Below are 17,822 nucleotides of genomic sequence, written 5' to 3'. Positions count from 1 at the left end.
TTTGTTGTTTTCTTGGCATGCTTTATGCTCATTTATTTCTACCTTAACCGCAACGATTAAGGAACTCAAATGCCACATGATGTTGATTTAATTATATTACTTGCTGTTGGTTTTGGTATGGCCCTTATTTTTGGCTATATCGCAGCTCGTTTACGCTTACCTCCTTTAATTGGCTATCTCGTTGCCGGCATTATTATTAGTCCAAATACGCCTGGTGTGGTCGGCGATATCCAACTGGCCAATCAGTTAGCCGAACTCGGGGTGATGTTCCTCATGTTTGGCGTGGGGATGCATTTTTCGCTTAAAGATTTACTGCAAGTACGCCGTATCGCCCTTCCTGGTGCAATTTTGCAAATTGCGGTCGCGACTTTACTCGGCATCGCCGTTTCCATGTTTTGGGGGTGGAGCTTCGGTGCAGCACTGATTTTTGGTTTAAGCTTATCTTGTGCCAGTACCGTGGTGCTCCTGAAAGCATTGGGTGATCGCGGCTTACTTGATTCCGTTAACGGAAAAATTGCCGTTGGCTGGCTTTTGGTTGAAGATCTGGTCATGGTCTTGGCCTTGGTACTGCTACCTGCAACAGCCGTGTTGCTCGGTGGTCAAGCATTACCAGGGACAGATACCTCACAAAGCATCTGGATCACCATTGGCATTACCCTGCTCAAAGTCACTGGTTTTATCGCCTTTATGCTGATTATTGGTAAACGCTTAGTACCAATGATCATGCAGTTCGTGGCACGTTTAGGGTCGCGTGAACTGTTCACCCTTACCGTTGTTGCCGCCGCAGTTTCAATTGCCTACGGTTCTTATGCCGTGTTTGGGGTATCAATGGCACTTGGTGCATTCTTCGCAGGGATGGTGGTCAAAGAGTCTGACTTTAGTCATCGTGCCGAAGAAGAAACCCTCCCCTTACGTGAAATCTTCTCGATTCTATTCTTTGTTTCGGTCGGCATGCTGTTTGACCCGAGCATTTTGGTTGAAGAACCATTACGTATTTTAGCCGTGGTTGCCATCATCATGGTCGGCAAAACACTTGCTGCAATGGCTTTGGTCCTATTCTTCCGTTATCCAATCAACACGGCCTTAACCGTCGGTGCCAGTTTGGCGCAAATCGGTGAGTTTTCCTTTATCTTGGCAACACTCGGCTTATCGTTAGGTTTATTGACGGCTGATGCACAAAACCTGATTCTTGCCGGTGCATTGTTTTCGATTACCCTCAACTCATTTGTGTTCTCTGCGATTGAGCCGGTACAACGCTGGATTCGTGAGCGCTCGCATTTGGCCCGTATGTTAGAACGTAGTGGTGACCCATTGGCCATGTTGCCAGATGAGGTTGATCAAGCTTACCTGCGTGATCAGGTGGTGATTATCGGTTATGGTGGCGTTGGTCGTCGTATCAGTGAAAATCTGATGCAACAAAATATTAAAGTGGTGATTGCTGAAGAAAATCGTGAAATCGTAGAAAAACTACGTGAACAAGGCATTGCAGCCGTCAGCGGTGAAGCGACTGAACCGAATGTGTTAATTCAAGCCCATATTCAACATGCCCGTTTACTGGTGATTTCACCAATGGATATTCTAGACATTCACCGTATTGTCGATATTTCCAAACAGCTTAATCCTGAAATTCAGGTCTTGATCTGTGCAGAAAGTAAAGAAGAAGCAGTGGTGATTCGTGAAGAAAATATTGGTGAAGTGTTCTACGCCAAAGAAGAAATGGCCAAAAATATGAGTCATCATATCCTCAGTCAAATCGAATTGGCGCATCAGTCTGAAGCCCATTAACTGGTTTGAAAGCACAAAAAAGCGTACTTGAAGTACGCTTTTTTGTTTTTGAGATCAGCTCAAATGTGTTGGCTGTTCATCTACCACTTCTGCTTGCCACTGATTCATCTGTTTTTCTAACAGACCAAACAAAGCCGCTTGAATCATGTGCTGTGCAACTGTTGGAGTCTGATCACCCAGAATTGCTTTTACTTCGTCACTAAACTGAATCTTGACCAAAGGTTCATGTTCTTCAGAACCCGCATTGCGCAAAGCCAGCTCACCACCTTCGAGTTGAACCAATTCAAGAACGGCTTCTTGATTACCAAATAATTCTTTTAACTGTTGCATTGACATAAATTTTCTCCATGCTTCAACATGGTGGCAAAGTATTTTGCGCTCACGTCTTATTTATATAAGTACTGTTGGCTTAAATTTCAAGTCATCTTCAAGATTTGACTTAGAACTCCACCATTTCATTACGAAAACCATCAATTAAATGACTTAACTCACGGTGCCATTCACGTAAGATTTTCGCATCAGGTAACCACGCTTGTGGGCTTTGTGTGACTTTAATAATCAGATTTGAAGAAGTTTCATTTTCAGGTTCTGGTGCTGTTGGCTCGGGTGCGTATTGACACATACGGTATGCACGTTTCAACTCTGCCACAAAACCGTCTTTTGCCAATTGCTGTAACACCAGCACTTCCGGTGAAACCTGCCCTTTATCTGCCATATGCTCTTCAATCGACTTAAAGGTGGGCTGCAAATCATTGAGACGGTAATAACGAACCAATTCCTGCAAGAAGGCTAAAATTGCGCCGTGTAAATGAAATACTGCTGCCTCACGGTAAGCCTGTGCCTGCTGAATATGTTCAGTTTGCTCAGCTTGTTGACATGCAAGACGAGCAAAATACAGTTTCTGATTGGTGCGATCAGCATGATAACGAGCAACACGAGACATAATATTTTCCTTCAAGATCCTTTCGCTTGGTTTGGGGTCTGTTGATATTTCACAGATGCGTGCGACAGAGGGCATTTTTTAGATGCTACAAGGCAGGTCTTATGTAATTTAGTTATTCTAAATAAATAAGACATAACGCAGTAGCAGCAAAAAATGTCCCTGTCCCGTAGGGTTATGGCTAAAACATCCATAAACTGCGTTATGAAACTTAACAAGGGAGTCGCCATTGTCTTCGTTTCATGCCTTGTTTATGTCATTTTAGCCGATAACGCAACGCATGGCTGAAATATCAATAGACCCTACTTAAGATTAAATGCTTTAATGATAAAATCAATATCTTTTGAGCCTGTCCATGCGCCATATTCAACAAGCCATACTGAGCTTAATATGCTGTATGGCCATTCCCATCGCTTATAGCTGTGAACCTGCTGGTTTAGACTGGGAAAAGCTCTATGCCGATTACGATCTCAATCGTGATCAAATGATCGATCAAAATGAATGGAAGCAACTGATTCATTTAAAAGACCAACCTGTTGCTTGGCAGAAACAGGTATTCGCAATTGACCCCAAACGAATGAAAATTTTTAAAGCACTCGATCAAGATCAGAATGGCTTAATCGACCAGCAAGAAATCAACAATATCTATGGCTATTTCATCAACCCTTGTCAGGGCTGGGGACAAACATGGGGTAAATAAGATTGAGATAAGTTACTCAATCTCCAGCTCAATCGAATAAAGTTTTCGCTTGGCCATGACTTGAAGCGGTGGATCAATCGGACGAATATTACGAATGACCCAAGCCAAATAGCCTTCATTCCAAGCCGATGCACAAGCGGCTTCCACTTCATCCACTCGCCAAGCATGTACGGTTTCGATATCGACCAAGGCAACGGCCAATCCCAACTCTTCATCCCCATCATTCAAAAGAAAATTTTGATTCTCGACAATCACCACATCTTTCAGTGGCAAAGTTTCAGGTTGCCATGAGCGAATCTCAAGGGTTTTAAGCCCTTGTACAATCCGCTCAGCACTCGGAGCAACAATCGATAAAGCCGTATATTGCTTTAACATTGATAATTAAGCTTTGTCATCCGCAGCTTTGACACGAATACCTTGGCTCTTTACTTTCAAGGTATTTAAACCTTTGATCGCTTTAATCGCTTCACGTGGATTTGGCATTTCAACAAAACCGAAACCTTTCGATTTACCCGTTGCTTCGTCTTTGACCACGACACAAGACTCAACTTTTCCATATGCTTTGAATAAGTCGAGAATTTCTGCATCAGTCACATTACGGTCTAAATTACGAACTAAAATTTTCATGCTAAAGCCTAAAAGATGATTCACTGTTTATGCAATGAATCAAAAGAAATTGAATCTCGCTAGTTTAATCGAAATCAAGGCCAAAACCTAAATTGATTGCGCTAGTACGAGAACGATTGCTTTGTCCATAGGCACGTGGAATATCTCGATGAATCTGAACATCAACTAAATGTTGAGGTAAATCATTGAGGAAGTAGCTTTCTATTTTTCTTCCTAGCTCGTCATATTGATCCTGCGACCATAAATTTAAATTTTGTTTGGTCAAAATCAATTCATCTTCGGCACGGGTTAAGGCCACATAGAGTACACGGCGTTCTTCTTCGACATCATCAAAATCGCCTTGTGCGCGTGCATGAGGATATTGATTCGGAGAAACATGCGGGACATAACAGACTTTTTGTTCAGCCCCTTTGGCTGAATGGATCGTAATGAGCGTGACTAAATCTTGATCTGGGGTTTTATCAATTTCTGAAATGGAAATTGGATCCAATACATATTCTTCTAAGAACTCACCGAGAGAGTTGTGTTTGCGTGCCAATTGCTTAACCAGATCAAAGTCTTTGACACGGCGAGTCCAGTCTTTGGTTTTATAATTATTTTCCAGCTGTTCATTTAATGCATCTAGTGCCAGACCGATACAGGCTTCGACATGTTGCTGTAACACATCCAGTTGCATCAAAATCAAAATCGCTTGTTGTGGCACTTTGCCGTGTCGCTCTAGACGTTGGCAACGTGCTTCGATATCAGGAAGCTGAATCAACTCCTGTGCCAACTTACTGGCACCGACATCGCCTACACCATCCCAGAGTGTTAGGAAACGCATCCAGGCCAAGTCATCCTGCGGGTTAACACTGACCCGCAGCAGACTGAGTACGTCTTTGACATGTGCTGATTCTAAAAGCTTCACCCCACCAATAAAACGATAAGGGATATTGGCAGCGATGAGTGCACCTTCTAGATAACGCCCACTAAAGCCAGAACGCAGCAGTACCATGTGCTCTGCCCAAGCCGCACCCTGCATATGACGACGATTCAAATCTTGAATAATCCAATTGGCTTCTTCAAACTCATTGCTCAAGATATGCAGTTGTGGCTTTAAACCTTTGCCCCGATAAGCCTGTAGATGCTTGCCATATTCAATTTGGCTCTGCGCTAGCAGCCAATTGGATAAATCTAAAATACCTTGGGTCGAACGATAATTCATTTCCAAAGTCAGGACTTCAGCATCCGGTACGCGTTCTTTAAAGTGATGGATATTTTCGAAGTCAGCACCACGGAAGCCATAAATAGATTGTGCATCATCTCCCACACAAAACAATTTGACCTTGCCCACTAAAGGTTGCAGTAAAGCCCATTGCAGTGGATTGGTATCCTGCATCTCATCGACCAATAAGGCTGAGCAGAAACCCGTGACCCATCTCACCAACTCAGGTGAGTTTTGCAAATGCACTGCCACGATAGATAGGATGTCATCATAATCCAAAAAGCTCCGTTCTTGCTTACGTTGCTCATAGGCTTTCATCAACTCGGCAATCTGCGCCTTATACTCCAGCGCTTGCGGTAACTGTTCAACCAAAGCATCCGAGAGTTTGGTTTTGGTATTCCGCGCATAAGAATACAGATCACATAGCTCCGCAGCCTTTGGCAAGACATTGCCCTTATCTTTACCACGCAATAGGCGGAACATCAGCAATTGATCATCTCGATCAATAATACTGAACTGGGTCAAACCAAAAGCGCGTGGGTTACGGCGCAAGAGATACATACAAAAGGTATGGAAAGTTGAAGCACGTAAACCTTTAGCCTGTATCCCCATATGCTGTTCCACCCGTGTGACGATTTCGCTTGCCGAACGTCGGGTAAAGGTCAAGATTTGAATCTGTTGTGCGGGCAAGCCCTGATCAATCAGATATGCTGCTCTGGCGACAATGGTTTTGGTTTTACCACAGCCCGCCCCTGCCAAGACCAGACAATTTTGTGCAGCCGTGGTGGCTGCCTGTTTTTGTTGTGGATTCAGTTCATCAATTAGCTTGGCAAGCGTCATACAGTCGGTCAATTAGAAATGAAGGACTATTTTAGCAGACTAAGGCTATCGAGATGTTTTCCGCTACAAAAACAAAAAGAGCATGTAAATACATGCTCTCGCTTTGGGATGTGTCGCTTAAACTGTAGTTGAACTATGCGGTAATTGTTTAATCGCCCCTGCAAAGGTCAAATAATTAATCCCTTGGAACAAAATATCAATCGCAAGGAACATCCCCAATACCCAGAAAGGTGAATCAGGCGAAGATAAAATCAAAATCCCAGTTAATAGGGTTAAGATGCCTGAGAACAGTACCCAGCCCCAACCTGAAATCGGTCTGAGAATAAAGGCATTCACGCTACGGATAATTCCCGCAATAATTAAGGCAATCGCCAAGAAACTGGTGAGTACCACGGCAGTAATCACGGGGGTGGTAAAAGCAAAATAACCGGCTGCCAGATATAACACCCCAAACAAGGCCCATAACCAGCGCGTGCCCCCTTTAAATACCATAAATGCAGCGACAAAATGCAAAATACCACCCAACATCATCAGCACACCAAATAATAAGACCGCCGATAATGTCGCAAAGGGTAAGGCTGCTAAAAGAACTAAACCAAAAACGACCAATAATATGCCTAAGAGCAGATACCATTTACGATCAGCATGCAGCTGATTGCGAATTAGATCGTTACCCACTGTTTTCATCATTATTTACTCTTTTATCATCAATGTTATATCCCTATATTGATCGTGTTTTTCACTGAGTTCTGTATAAGGCATGTTGAGAATTAATGACGGAATGTCAGAAAACGGAGCCTTTCTCTGATTTTTTTAAGTTGTATCCCTCTTTTCAAAGATATGGAGAAGTTGAAACTTATCCACAATTTATTTGATCCAGCCGATTTCTTGTGCAGTTAGTACGCTAATTACCGTTTGTTCTAAATCATTTGGCATTTTACTTTTGTGCTCGGACAACGGAATCCGTCCCCCCATAATTTCAGCTTTTACCTGTGGATAGAATGGTTGTTTATCCGCCTGCGCATAACCTATCGGGAAAAGAGGTTCACCATTGGCAAGACTATATTTATCGGCCGCACCAAAGCCATGCAATAACTCATGTACCAACACCACATTATTTTGCTGTGCTTGTTTAACCGAAGCAAATAGATTGACCGATCCAATTCGCCCACGTTCCAGTGCTGTCGAGTGCTTGAGTTCCCGATTCAGTTTCGGGTCATAATAATTCAGATATAAGGTGAGACTGGGTGAACCATCAATAGATTGGTGCTGTTTCCATGCATAGAATCGGAACTTTAAACTCCATAGAATATTATTCAAAATATTCGCTTGCTCAGCCATTTTCGGTGGCGTTTGTTGTAACTCACGTCCTATCTGGATCATGAAATAACTAGGCTGTCCTCGATATTGCTGGCTGTTTTTTTCTAAATATTGCTTGACCTCGGTAAAGTTATCTTGCTGCAAACCCTGAATATACTGTTGTGTACTGGCAAGACCATCGGCATTAATCGGATGCAACAGTACATGAATCGGCTGATTCCAATCCTGATTTTGATCACGATAAGCATTGACTGCAACAACCAATAACACCAGCAGCAAACAGGCAACTCGAATATTTTTCCACATGAATTTCACCCCAATTCAAAATCATTGTTATTTTTCTTTATTCAATAAAAATGCCAGCAATCGCCAGCATTTTCTTTCATCTTAAAAAGTTAGCCTTCTACCCATTTTCCATCTTGGAACACCAAACTCCACTTGGTCTGCTTACCTTCAGCGGTCTCAGAACCTACATATTGCGCTTGATTCTTACGGCTGAATTTCACGACCGTTGGATTACCTTCAGGATCGACATCTGGCGCTGCTAACAAGAACTGGTATTTTGGATCAAGCTGCTCGGCAACACTGCGTAATTCAGCCACTTTCGGTGCACGCGTTTCACGGATTTTCGGGAATTTGCTGGCAGCCAAGAAGAGACCTGCTGCACCATCACGTAACACAAAGAAATCATCATGTTTGGCTGAACGTAAGTGTTCCATTTTGATTGGATCAACACGCGGTGGTGCGGGTTGGCCACTCTTCAATACTTTACGGGTATTGTCACAGCTTGAACAAGCGAAGTACGGACCAAAACGACCTGTTTTCAACTGCATTTCGCCATCACATTTATCACATGGAATGGTCGGACCATCATAGCCCTTGATCTTGAATTCGCCTTCTTCAACTTCGTAGCCATCACAATCTGGGTTATTACCACAGACATGCAATTTACGGCCACCGTCAACCACATAACTGTCCATTGCGGTACCGCATTTAGGACAACGATGTTTCGACATCAAATCAGCAGTTTCAGCACCATCATCATCCGACAAAGCGGCTAAAGACTCGACTGGGGTTAAGTTCAGTGTGCCTTTACAACGTTCTTTCGGCGGCAAGTTATAACCCGAACACCCCAAGAAAACACCCGTGGTTCCAGTACGGACTTGCATTGGGCGTGAACATTCTGGACATGGCACATCCGCCACTTCGACAGGCTGATTACGACGCATGCCGCTTTCACCCTGCGCATTGGTTAAACGCTTTTTGAAGTCACCATAGAACGTATCCAGCAATTCTTTCCAGTTCCGCTCCCCCATGGCAACACGGTCTAACTGGCCTTCTAAATCTGCAGTAAAAGCATAATTCATCAGGTTATTAAAACTTTCATCCAGACGGTCGGTGACAATCTCGCCCATCTTCTCGGCAAAGAGACGACGGTTTTCCAGTTTGACATAGCCACGTTCTTGAATAGTCGAAATAATCGCAGCATAGGTCGATGGACGACCAATGCCTTTTTTCTCTAATTCCTTAACCAAAGAGGCTTCGGTAAAACGCGCAGGTGGCTTGGTAAAGTGCTGGCTCGGATCAAGCTTTTCTAACTTGAGCACTTCACCTACTTTTACCGCTGGCAGTAAAATATCATCATCGGACTTGTTCGCACCACGCACGCGAGTAAAGCCATCAAAAACCAAGGTTCGGCCTTTGGCTTTTAACTCAACATTTGACGCCTCAACGGTTAAAGTAGACGATAAATATTCTGCTGGTGTCATTTGGCAAGCGACAAACTGACGCCAGATCAAATCATATAAACGTTGCGCATCACGCTCAACTCCAGCAAGTTTGTCACCCGTTAAGCCAACATCAGATGGGCGAATCGCTTCATGGGCTTCTTGTGCCCCTGCTTTATTGCCGTAACGATTTGGCTTGGCTGGTAAATATTTATCACCAAAATTTTGCTGAATATGATTACGCACCATATTCACGGCGTCATCGCTCAAAAAAGTTGAGTCGGTACGCATATAGGTAATAAAACCACCTTCATACAAACGCTGCGCCAACATCATGGTTTTCTTGACTGAGAAACCTAGGCGTGTACTGGCCGCTTGTTGTAAGGTTGAAGTGATATACGGTGCACTTGGATTAACCTTGGTTGGTTTATCTTCACGTAATGCAACTTTATATTCCGCATCTTTTAATACGTTCAATAACGCATCAGTTTCTGCTTTATTTTTTAGTTTAAGGGTTTTGCCCGCTTGCTTAACCGCTTCAAGGCGAATGTCATCTTTCTTGGAAATAGTGTCTGCAAACACCTGCCAGTATTCTTCAGGAATAAAGGCACGGATTTCACGTTCACGCTCGACCACCAGTTTCACTGCAACCGATTGCACACGACCTGCCGATAAACCACGGGCAATCTTTTCCCAGAGCAATGGCGACACCATAAAGCCCACTACACGGTCAAGGAAACGACGTGCTTGCTGCGCATTAACTCGGTTTAAATCGAGGCGTGTTGGCTGTTTAAACGCTTCTTGAATGGCATTTTTGGTAATTTCGTTAAAGACCACACGATGGTAGCGACTGTCATCGCCACCAATCACTTCTCTTAAATGCCAAGCGATCGCTTCCCCTTCTCTATCCAAATCCGTTGCGAGATAGATTGCATCAGCATCTTTGGCGAGTTTTTTTAGTTCGGCAACGACATGTTCTTTGCCTGGAAGCACTTCATAATGCGCAATCCAATCATGCTCTGGATCAACCCCCATACGGTTGATGAGTGCAGACTGTGCTTTTTCAGCTTTCTGTTCATCGGTGAGTTTGGTACGGGTTACGGGCTTCTTTTCAGTGGATTTCGCCCCGCCTCCTGTCGGTAAGTCACGCACATGACCCACCGATGACTTCACCACATATTGTGAACCCAAATATTTATTAATTGTTTTCGCTTTTGCAGGCGACTCCACAATCACTAAGGCACGTTTCTTTGCAGCAGATGCGGGAGCTGCTGTGCTTTCTGAAGCAGAGCGTGGAGTTTTCGCCATAATAAATCGTTTTTCCTATGTTTAATCAGTGAATTAGCGCTGTGCTAGTTCATGTAAATAAGCTTTCATATCTTCAAGCTGTGTGGCTTTCAGGTCTGTTTCTTCATCCCAATACAGCCCGACACAGTTTGCCTGCATATCAATAGCATAAACTCCTTTTAATGCAATGGTTAAATCATTAAATTTCTGATCACCTTGCACCACCTGAAGCTTGCCATCCACCACTCGAGCACGCATCAGGGCTAAACGAGCCTCTGGAATAAGCACACTATAATAGGCCACCATGCTGGCACGTTTTTCCGATGCCATTGGAATCTTGGTCCATTCTGGTGCGGCAATTAAACGTGGATGTAATCCCATTTTACGCGCCTGATCACGCATCATGCCCAATGCCTTTTCTCGTGGGCTGACGCGCAAGCCAAAAATCGAGCCAAGTACAAACAGTACAATCGCTACCGTGATCCAAATTCCAATATTACTCATAAAGTCGCCCAAAACTTCCTTTTATTAGCGTTACATAAGTTGAATCCAAAAGGCAAGTTACAATATAAAAAATAATCTAGATTCAACCAATCCTTTAAAACAAGCCATTTTCAGACTGTTAAAAGGTGAAAACTTAAAATGCTGTCACCCACTTATTTTATTCACTGTGCGAGAGTTTTCCGAATTGGTCCAAATGCGCATCGCCCCAATGTTTTAATGCAACAATAATTTGTTCCAGACTACGGCCTAAATCTGTTAAGCAATATTCAACTTTTGGCGGGACTTGGGGATAAACCTCTCGATGCAGAATGCCATCCTGTTCGAGTTCACGCAGCTGATTGGTCAGCATTCTCTGGGTAATACTTGGGACACGCTTGCGAATTTCATTGAAACGCAAAGTGCCTTCATTGAATAAATGCCAGAGAATCACGCATTTCCACTTACCGTCAATCAAACTGATCGCAGCTTCAACCGAACAGCCTGGAGAACAATCAAAACTGGAATGTCGCATTTTTGCCATTTTACAGTATCCTTTTTGACACTATGAGCGTTATTTGTCTGTAGTCACTAAAATTAAGCTTAGGTTATGCTGAAACTCGAATCAAGTGGAATCCAATCCAGAGGAAACATAACCATGAAAGCTGTGGCCTATCAACATGCGGGTGACATTACATCAGTAGATGCACTGGTCGATATTGAAATGGATATACCAACGGCACAGGGACACGATTTGCTAGTGCGTGTACAAGCGATTTCAGTCAATCCTGTTGATGCCAAAATCCGAAATCATAAAAGTGCTGAAGCGAATCAGTGGAAGGTATTAGGCTGGGATGCTGTCGGGATTGTTGAAGCGATTGGTGAACAAGTCACTCAATTCAAAATTGGCGATCAAGTCTGGTATGCCGGTGCGCTCAACCGATCAGGCAGTAATAGTGAATTACAATTGGTTGATGAGCGTATTGTTGGGCATGCCCCCCAATCACTCAATGCAAGCGAAGCAGCAGCACTGCCTTTAACTGCAATTACCGCATGGGAAATGCTGTTTGATCGATTAGCGGTTCCTCAGCTTGCTACTGAGAAGACTACGATTTTAGTGATTGGCGGTGCAGGTGGCGTGGGTTCAATGGCCATTCAGTTGTTGAAACAATTAACCAACCTCACAGTCATCAGTACTGCATCTCGACCAGAAACATCTGAATGGGTCAAGCAATTAGGTGCAGATTATGTCTTGGATCATCGTCAAGCTTTAGCGCCACAAATTCAGCAGCTTGGCTTAAATGCCCCTTTATATGTATTTTCAACCACGCAAACCGACCAGCATCTCGCGGATATTGCCGAACTGATTGCAGCACAAGGGCATTTTGGATTAATTGATGATCCCGAACAACTCGACATTAAAGCTTTTAAATCAAAGTCTGTTTCGGTGCATTGGGAGTTTATGTTCACGCGCTCCATGTATCAGACTGAAGATATAATCAAACAAAGTCACTTGTTAAATCAGGTTGCAGCCTTAGTAGATGCAGGGAAAATTAAAACCACAGTGAGTCAAATGCTCTCCCCCATCAATGCAGAAAACCTGAAACGTGCGCACCAACAAATCGAAAGTGGCACCACCAAAGGGAAAATTGTCTTGCATGGCTTTTAAACGCATCACATTCATACGACTACGATGCGAAGTCTGGGCTTCGCATCGCTCATATCTTAATAATGCGGCGGGCGATTGCTCATCGGATCAAAAGGCGCAATGCCTTCAGCCAAGTCTGAGGCCTCAACACGTTGATAGAGTATCTGCATTTGCTTTTTCAAATCTGCAATTTCTTTGGTCTGAATCGCGAGTTGATCATTCAATTGTTCAACTAAATCGTCCAAAAATGCAATTCGGACTTGCAAATCTTCAATGGGTGCGGAAAATGACGCGTGATCATCAAATTTTTGTGGTTTAGTCATTTCAGACCTCATCTGAACTTTTAGGAAACATTATGGCCTATATTACTTTAAGGGATGTCCATCTCGCATTTGGCGGACCTGCCTTACTCGACGGCGCGAACTTTAATCTGGAACGTGGCGAGCGAGTCTGTTTAATTGGTCGTAATGGCGAAGGTAAGTCTACTTTATTAAAACTGATTGAGGGAAGCTTGTTACCCGATAACGGTGAAGTTTCGATTCAAAATGGTTTAACTGTTTCAATGTTAGCCCAAGATGTACCAATGGACTCAGGCAAAGTCGCCGACATCGTTGCCGATGGTGCTGGTGAAGCTGCCATTGTGTTGAAAGAATACCATGAAGCCAGTGATGCTTGTGTCTTAGGCGATATGGACGCTTGCGACCGTATGGGTATGTTACAGCACAAACTGGATCAACTGGATGGTTGGACATTAGAAAACAAGGTTAACTCAATTCTAAGTAAAATGGGACTTGATCCCAATGCCGATCTAGCTGATTTATCAGGTGGTCGTAAACGCCGTGTACTGTTAGCGCGTGCCCTACTGACTCAACCTGATGTTTTATTGCTGGACGAACCAACCAACCATTTGGATGTGGAAAGTATCGAATGGCTTGAAAAGTTCCTGCTCGATCAAAACAATCTCACTTTATTGTTTATTTCGCATGACCGTTCATTTGTGGACAGTATTGCGACCCGCATTGTCGAACTTGATCGTGGTATTTTACGTGGCTACGAAGGTAACTATTCGCGCTATCTCGAACTGAAAGCGCAGCAAATGGAAGCTGAAGAAAAACAAAATGCTTTATTTGATAAAAAGTTAGCGGAAGAAGAAGCTTGGATTCGTCAAGGAATTAAAGCGCGTCGTACCCGTAATGAAGGTCGTGTCCGTGCCTTAAAAGACTTACGTGAGCAGTCTAAAGCACGTCGTTCACAACAGGGCAAAGTCAGTATGGCAACGCAAGAAGCCAACCGCTCTGGTAAGTTGGTGTTCGAGATTGAAAACTTAAGTGTCGGTTACGACAACAAAGTACTGATTAATGATTTCTCTGCAATCGTCTTACGTGGCGACCGTATCGGTTTGGTCGGTGACAACGGTGTCGGTAAAACCACCTTGATCAAAGCCATTTTAGGCGAGATCGAACACGGCGGGACAGTGAAAACTGGTACGCAGCTAGAAGTTGCCTATTTTGATCAGTTGCGTAATGCACTCGACTTGGAAAAAACCGTGATGGCCAACGTGTCTGAAGGTTCCGACTTTGTTGATGTGAATGGTAACCGTCGTCATATCTATAGTTATCTGCAAGACTTTTTATTCTCACCAGAACGTGCCCGTACACCGGTTAAAGCTTTATCAGGCGGTGAGAGAAACCGTATTCTGTTAGCAAAACTGTTACTCAAGCCATCAAACTTGATCGTGATGGATGAGCCAACCAATGACTTGGATATGGTGACACTTGAGTTGCTTGAAGAAATGCTGTCTGACTACAAAGGCACGTTGTTACTGATCTCACATGACCGTGCTTTCATGGACAATGTCGTGACTTCAACTTGGGTGTTTGATGGTAAAGGTCAGATTGATGAATACATCGGTGGCTATCAAGATTACTTGGAACAGCGCCCTGACCAAAAAGTGGTTGACCAAAAAAGTGATGTAAAAAAAGCGCAAGCCAAAGCTGAAGCAGCGGCTGCCGCAGCAGCACCGAAAAAAGTGAAGCTCAGTTATAAAGATCAGCGTGAGCTTGAACAACTGCCTGCTGAAATTGAAAAACTGGAAACTGAACAAGCAGCATTATCAGAAAAATTGGCGGATGGCTCATGGTTTGTTTCAGATGCCAATGCTGCAACTGCAGCCAGCCAACGTTTAGCAGAAATTGAAGAATTGCTGTTGGAAAAGCTAGAGCGCTGGGACATTTTAGAAAATATGTCGAAAGGCTAAATATGCGTAGATAAAAGGCTCCTAATGGAGCCTTTTTCTTATTCAGTATCATGTAAAATCCAATCGAATAGACTGCATTTATCGTAGCTCTTTTGAAGCCGTATAAGTCTTTATTTCATCAACTTCGGATGCCTCGACCAAAGATAGATTCTTGGTTTCAGGGGCCCATAAAATCGAAATAATAGTTCCAAACACAAGAATACACACCAGTATTAGCATCGTGGCAGTCATGCCGATCTGCAACAGACTGATCGGAAGAATAAAGGTACTTGCTGCCGAACCAAAGCGACTCACCGCTGTGGCGATCCCAATCCCACTAGAACGCACTTCGGTCGGAAAACTTTCTGCGGGAAAAACACCAACTAAATTACTCACTGCAGATAAAATCATCGTAAAAGCAGCGAACAAGAGTACCAAGGCCCAATTCAAACTTGCAGGCAATATTGTAATCAACAACAAACTGACTGAAAGCAGCACAAAGGCATAGATTAAAAAACCGCGGCGGGAAAATTTGTAGGTACAGTAAATACCGATCACGGCACCGAGTAGCAGCATCAAATTGAGGATCGTTTCAGTGGTGAAATCATTAGATAACTGCATTAACTCTAAAATCATCGGCAGAAAGGTATAGATTGCAAAATACGGCATCACAATGCAGGTGAAAAAGATGCAGTTAAACAAGGTCCGTTTAAGGTATTTTTGACTAAACAATAATTTGATACTGGAGAAATTATTTTGCTGTGCCACCTGATCTGTTTCACTCTCAATCGTGACATGTGCTCCAAAATATTTATGCACAATGGCTTGCGCTTCTTCTTTTCGTCCATGTTGCATCAACCACCGCGGCGATTCAGGTGTGCCGATTCGCGCAATTAAAATAATTGCAGCAGGGATAGCTGTCGAGGCGAGTAAATAACGCCATGTGTCAGGTCCAAGATCTAAATCAATTACAAATTTTGCAATGAATGTTGCCAATACATAGCCAAATGTCCACACCACACTAAATGAGCCTAAAATTGCACCACGACTTTGTTTAGGTAAAAATTCCGCCAACAATGCATGTCCAACGGTATAGTCCCCACCCAGCCCAATCCCCATGAGCACGCGACACAGAAACAGTTCTAAAGGCGTAGAAGCATAGAACTGGGCAATCGAACCAATCAGAACTAAAATGAAGCTAATACAAAAGATCTTCTGCCGACCTAATTTATCTGAAATAAATCCAAAAAATAAACTTCCGACAAATAACCCAATTAGAACAGCACTTCCGATTGCCCCCTGCCAAAAGGAATCTAGCTGCATCAGTGGGGTAATTAAAGTGAAAACCATTCCAATCAAACCAATGATATAACCATCGGTTAAATGTGCGCCGAAAGTTAAAGCCGTTATTTTCAAATGAAATTTGTTCAATGGCACATTATCAATATTTACGGTATTCATATACGCTCCCATTCCATGGAGTAAAATTGAATAATTCTTCTATCCAAACATTTAAAAAGTGATGCTGACTCCAGCAAAGCTAGATCCCAATCCAATTCGATTGAGTTCTAGCCTGATGAGCTGATCAAGCAAGGCCACCCAGCAAGATGTACTTGATGTTTTGATATTCTTCTAAACCATACTTTGAGCCTTCCCGACCAAAGCCAGACTCTTTTACACCACCAAAGGGTGCTACCGCAGTCGAAATAATGCCCTCATTAATGCCCACCATACCGACTTGTAGTTGCTCGGCAACCCACCATGTTCGTTTCAGATCCTTGGTATAGAAATATGCAGAAAGTCCATATTGAGTATTGTTGGCCAGAGCAATCGCTTCTTCATCTGATGCAAAGGAGAAACATACTGCGACAGGCCCAAAAGTTTCCTCATGCGCAACCAGCATTTGGTCATTGGCATGCTGAATAATCGTGGGTTCATAAAAGAGCCCACCGAGCTGATGTGGCTTACCTCCCGTCACAATTGATCCACCCTTAGCAACAGCATCATCAATATGACGCTGTACTTTGGTAATCGCAGCCTGATTAATTAATGGCCCTTGCGTTATCCCCTCTGCAAAGCCCTGACCGACTTTGAGTTTCTGAACCTCTGCCGTGAGAAGTTCAATGAAAGATTCATAGACCTTTTCATGAATATAAAAGCGATTGACACAAACACAGGTCTGCCCCGTATTTCTATATTTTGATGCCATTGCACCCTGAACCGCCGCCTCTAAATCAGCATCTTCAAACACAATAAAAGGTGCATTTCCACCAAGTTCAAAAGAGGTTTTCTTTAAGGTATCTGCTGCTTGGCGCATGAGTAGCTTTCCAGTCGCAGTTGATCCTGTAAAACTAATTTTCTTCACTTTTTCTGAGCTTTGTAAGGTTTTCCCAATCTCTCTAGCATCACCAGAAACAACATTAAATACGCCTGCTGGAACGCCTGCTTGCTCTGCCAAAACAGCAAGTGCAAAAGCTGAAAGCGGTGTTTCTTCCGAAGGTTTTAAAATCATGCTGCATCCTGCTGCCAATGCAGGAGCGACTTTACGCGTGACCATGGCCAAAGGAAAATTCCAAGGGGTAATCGCGGCGACCACACCGACAGGCTCCTTGGTGACCATGATTTTGGTTTGTGCCTTAAATGTGGGGATAATATCGCCGTAATTACGTTTCGCTTCTTCAGCAAACCACTCAAAGAAACTGGCTGCATAGGCAACCTCACCTAAAGCCTCAGCCAGTGGTTTGCCTTGTTCTTCAACAAGAATCTCGGCCAATGGCTGTCGATATTCAAGCATCAATTCGCCCCAGCGTTTCAGGATTTGAGCGCGTTCGGCAGCCAATGTTGTTTTCCATGTCGCCAAAGCTTGGTCTGCCGCTTGAATCGCCTGTTGCGTTTCTTCTGCTCCACAATTTAAAACTTGAGTAATGCGTTGTGCAGTTGCTGGATTAAAAACGGGATAACTATTCGCTTGACTCGCTAACCATTGACCATTAATAAAACTGGTATTTTTCTTTAAATTTAGCATCTT

The 17,822-nt window shown here is 43.5% G+C and carries 17 protein-coding genes; 4 read left to right on the top strand and 13 right to left on the bottom strand.

Annotation, left to right across the window (positions count from 1 at the left end):
* Nucleotides 1–69: 69 nt before the first annotated feature.
* Entirely contained in the window at nucleotides 70–1,785 is a 1,716-nt protein-coding gene (locus V6E90_RS16580; RefSeq protein ID WP_332605947.1) for a cation:proton antiporter, read from the top strand.
* 54 nt (nucleotides 1,786–1,839) lie between these two features.
* Here the strand turns inward: V6E90_RS16580 and V6E90_RS16575 are convergent, their stop codons facing one another.
* Nucleotides 1,840–2,121: a hypothetical protein gene (locus V6E90_RS16575; RefSeq protein ID WP_065343702.1), complete on the bottom strand. Its 282-nt coding sequence runs from the start codon at nucleotides 2,119–2,121 to the stop codon at nucleotides 1,840–1,842.
* Nucleotides 2,122–2,224: 103 nt separating this feature from the next.
* Entirely contained in the window at nucleotides 2,225–2,728 is a 504-nt protein-coding gene (locus V6E90_RS16570; RefSeq protein WP_004655987.1) for a DUF6586 family protein, read from the bottom strand.
* 352 nt (nucleotides 2,729–3,080) lie between these two features.
* Between V6E90_RS16570 and V6E90_RS16565 the strand changes: the two genes are divergently transcribed.
* Complete coding sequence (locus tag V6E90_RS16565; protein ID WP_065343701.1) at nucleotides 3,081–3,425, top strand: EF-hand domain-containing protein; 345 nt, start codon at nucleotides 3,081–3,083, stop codon at nucleotides 3,423–3,425.
* A gap of 12 nt (nucleotides 3,426–3,437) precedes the next feature.
* Here V6E90_RS16565 and V6E90_RS16560 read toward each other — a convergent pair whose 3' ends face one another.
* The 8 genes from V6E90_RS16560 to V6E90_RS16525 form a co-directional block, all read right to left on the bottom strand.
* The gene (locus V6E90_RS16560; protein WP_065343700.1) at nucleotides 3,438–3,800 is read right to left on the bottom strand and encodes an ASCH domain-containing protein; all 363 of its coding nucleotides are present in this window, start codon (nucleotides 3,798–3,800) and stop codon (nucleotides 3,438–3,440) included.
* Between the two features lie 6 nt (nucleotides 3,801–3,806).
* The gene (locus V6E90_RS16555) at nucleotides 3,807–4,052 is read right to left on the bottom strand and encodes an RNA recognition motif domain-containing protein (RefSeq protein ID WP_004802550.1); all 246 of its coding nucleotides are present in this window, start codon (nucleotides 4,050–4,052) and stop codon (nucleotides 3,807–3,809) included.
* Between the two features lie 64 nt (nucleotides 4,053–4,116).
* Nucleotides 4,117–6,096, bottom strand: coding sequence for an ATP-dependent helicase (locus V6E90_RS16550; RefSeq protein WP_332605941.1), 1,980 nt, complete (start codon nucleotides 6,094–6,096; stop codon nucleotides 4,117–4,119).
* Between the two features lie 117 nt (nucleotides 6,097–6,213).
* Nucleotides 6,214–6,786 carry an HdeD family acid-resistance protein gene (locus V6E90_RS16545; protein WP_065343698.1) on the bottom strand — a complete coding sequence of 191 codons (573 nt, stop codon included), beginning with the start codon at nucleotides 6,784–6,786 and terminating at the stop codon, nucleotides 6,214–6,216.
* A 177-nt stretch (nucleotides 6,787–6,963) separates the two neighbouring features.
* Nucleotides 6,964–7,722 carry a hypothetical protein gene (locus V6E90_RS16540; protein WP_332605938.1) on the bottom strand — a complete coding sequence of 253 codons (759 nt, stop codon included), beginning with the start codon at nucleotides 7,720–7,722 and terminating at the stop codon, nucleotides 6,964–6,966.
* A gap of 89 nt (nucleotides 7,723–7,811) precedes the next feature.
* Entirely contained in the window at nucleotides 7,812–10,451 is a 2,640-nt protein-coding gene (gene topA, locus V6E90_RS16535; protein ID WP_016542433.1) for a type I DNA topoisomerase, read from the bottom strand.
* A gap of 33 nt (nucleotides 10,452–10,484) precedes the next feature.
* The gene (locus V6E90_RS16530) at nucleotides 10,485–10,934 is read right to left on the bottom strand and encodes a hypothetical protein (RefSeq protein WP_016542432.1); all 450 of its coding nucleotides are present in this window, start codon (nucleotides 10,932–10,934) and stop codon (nucleotides 10,485–10,487) included.
* 157 nt (nucleotides 10,935–11,091) lie between these two features.
* Complete coding sequence (locus V6E90_RS16525) at nucleotides 11,092–11,454, bottom strand: winged helix-turn-helix transcriptional regulator (RefSeq protein WP_332605937.1); 363 nt, start codon at nucleotides 11,452–11,454, stop codon at nucleotides 11,092–11,094.
* Nucleotides 11,455–11,568: 114 nt separating this feature from the next.
* On the opposite strand from V6E90_RS16525, the gene V6E90_RS16520 reads away from it, so the two are divergent.
* Nucleotides 11,569–12,579 (top strand): zinc-binding alcohol dehydrogenase family protein, encoded by a 1,011-nt coding sequence (locus V6E90_RS16520; protein WP_332605935.1) that lies wholly within the window; start codon nucleotides 11,569–11,571, stop codon nucleotides 12,577–12,579.
* A gap of 56 nt (nucleotides 12,580–12,635) precedes the next feature.
* Here the strand turns inward: V6E90_RS16520 and V6E90_RS16515 are convergent, their stop codons facing one another.
* A complete protein-coding gene (locus V6E90_RS16515) occupies nucleotides 12,636–12,881 on the bottom strand; it encodes a SlyX family protein (RefSeq protein ID WP_016542429.1) in 246 nt (81 codons plus the stop codon).
* 32 nt (nucleotides 12,882–12,913) lie between these two features.
* On the opposite strand from V6E90_RS16515, the gene V6E90_RS16510 reads away from it, so the two are divergent.
* Nucleotides 12,914–14,815, top strand: coding sequence for an ATP-binding cassette domain-containing protein (locus tag V6E90_RS16510; protein WP_332605933.1), 1,902 nt, complete (start codon nucleotides 12,914–12,916; stop codon nucleotides 14,813–14,815).
* 78 nt (nucleotides 14,816–14,893) lie between these two features.
* Here the strand turns inward: V6E90_RS16510 and V6E90_RS16505 are convergent, their stop codons facing one another.
* Together V6E90_RS16505 and V6E90_RS16500 are read right to left on the bottom strand one after the other, a co-directional pair.
* Nucleotides 14,894–16,255: an MFS transporter gene (locus V6E90_RS16505; protein ID WP_023270858.1), complete on the bottom strand. Its 1,362-nt coding sequence runs from the start codon at nucleotides 16,253–16,255 to the stop codon at nucleotides 14,894–14,896.
* Between the two features lie 124 nt (nucleotides 16,256–16,379).
* The gene (locus V6E90_RS16500; protein ID WP_332605931.1) at nucleotides 16,380–17,819 is read right to left on the bottom strand and encodes an NAD-dependent succinate-semialdehyde dehydrogenase; all 1,440 of its coding nucleotides are present in this window, start codon (nucleotides 17,817–17,819) and stop codon (nucleotides 16,380–16,382) included.
* Nucleotides 17,820–17,822 lie beyond the last annotated feature (3 nt).

Origin of the sequence: Acinetobacter sp. ESBL14 (genome assembly GCF_036668815.1) — a bacterium.
Classification (GTDB): domain Bacteria; phylum Pseudomonadota; class Gammaproteobacteria; order Pseudomonadales; family Moraxellaceae; genus Acinetobacter; species Acinetobacter gyllenbergii.
This window is presented reverse-complemented; position numbering and strand designations above follow the sequence as displayed.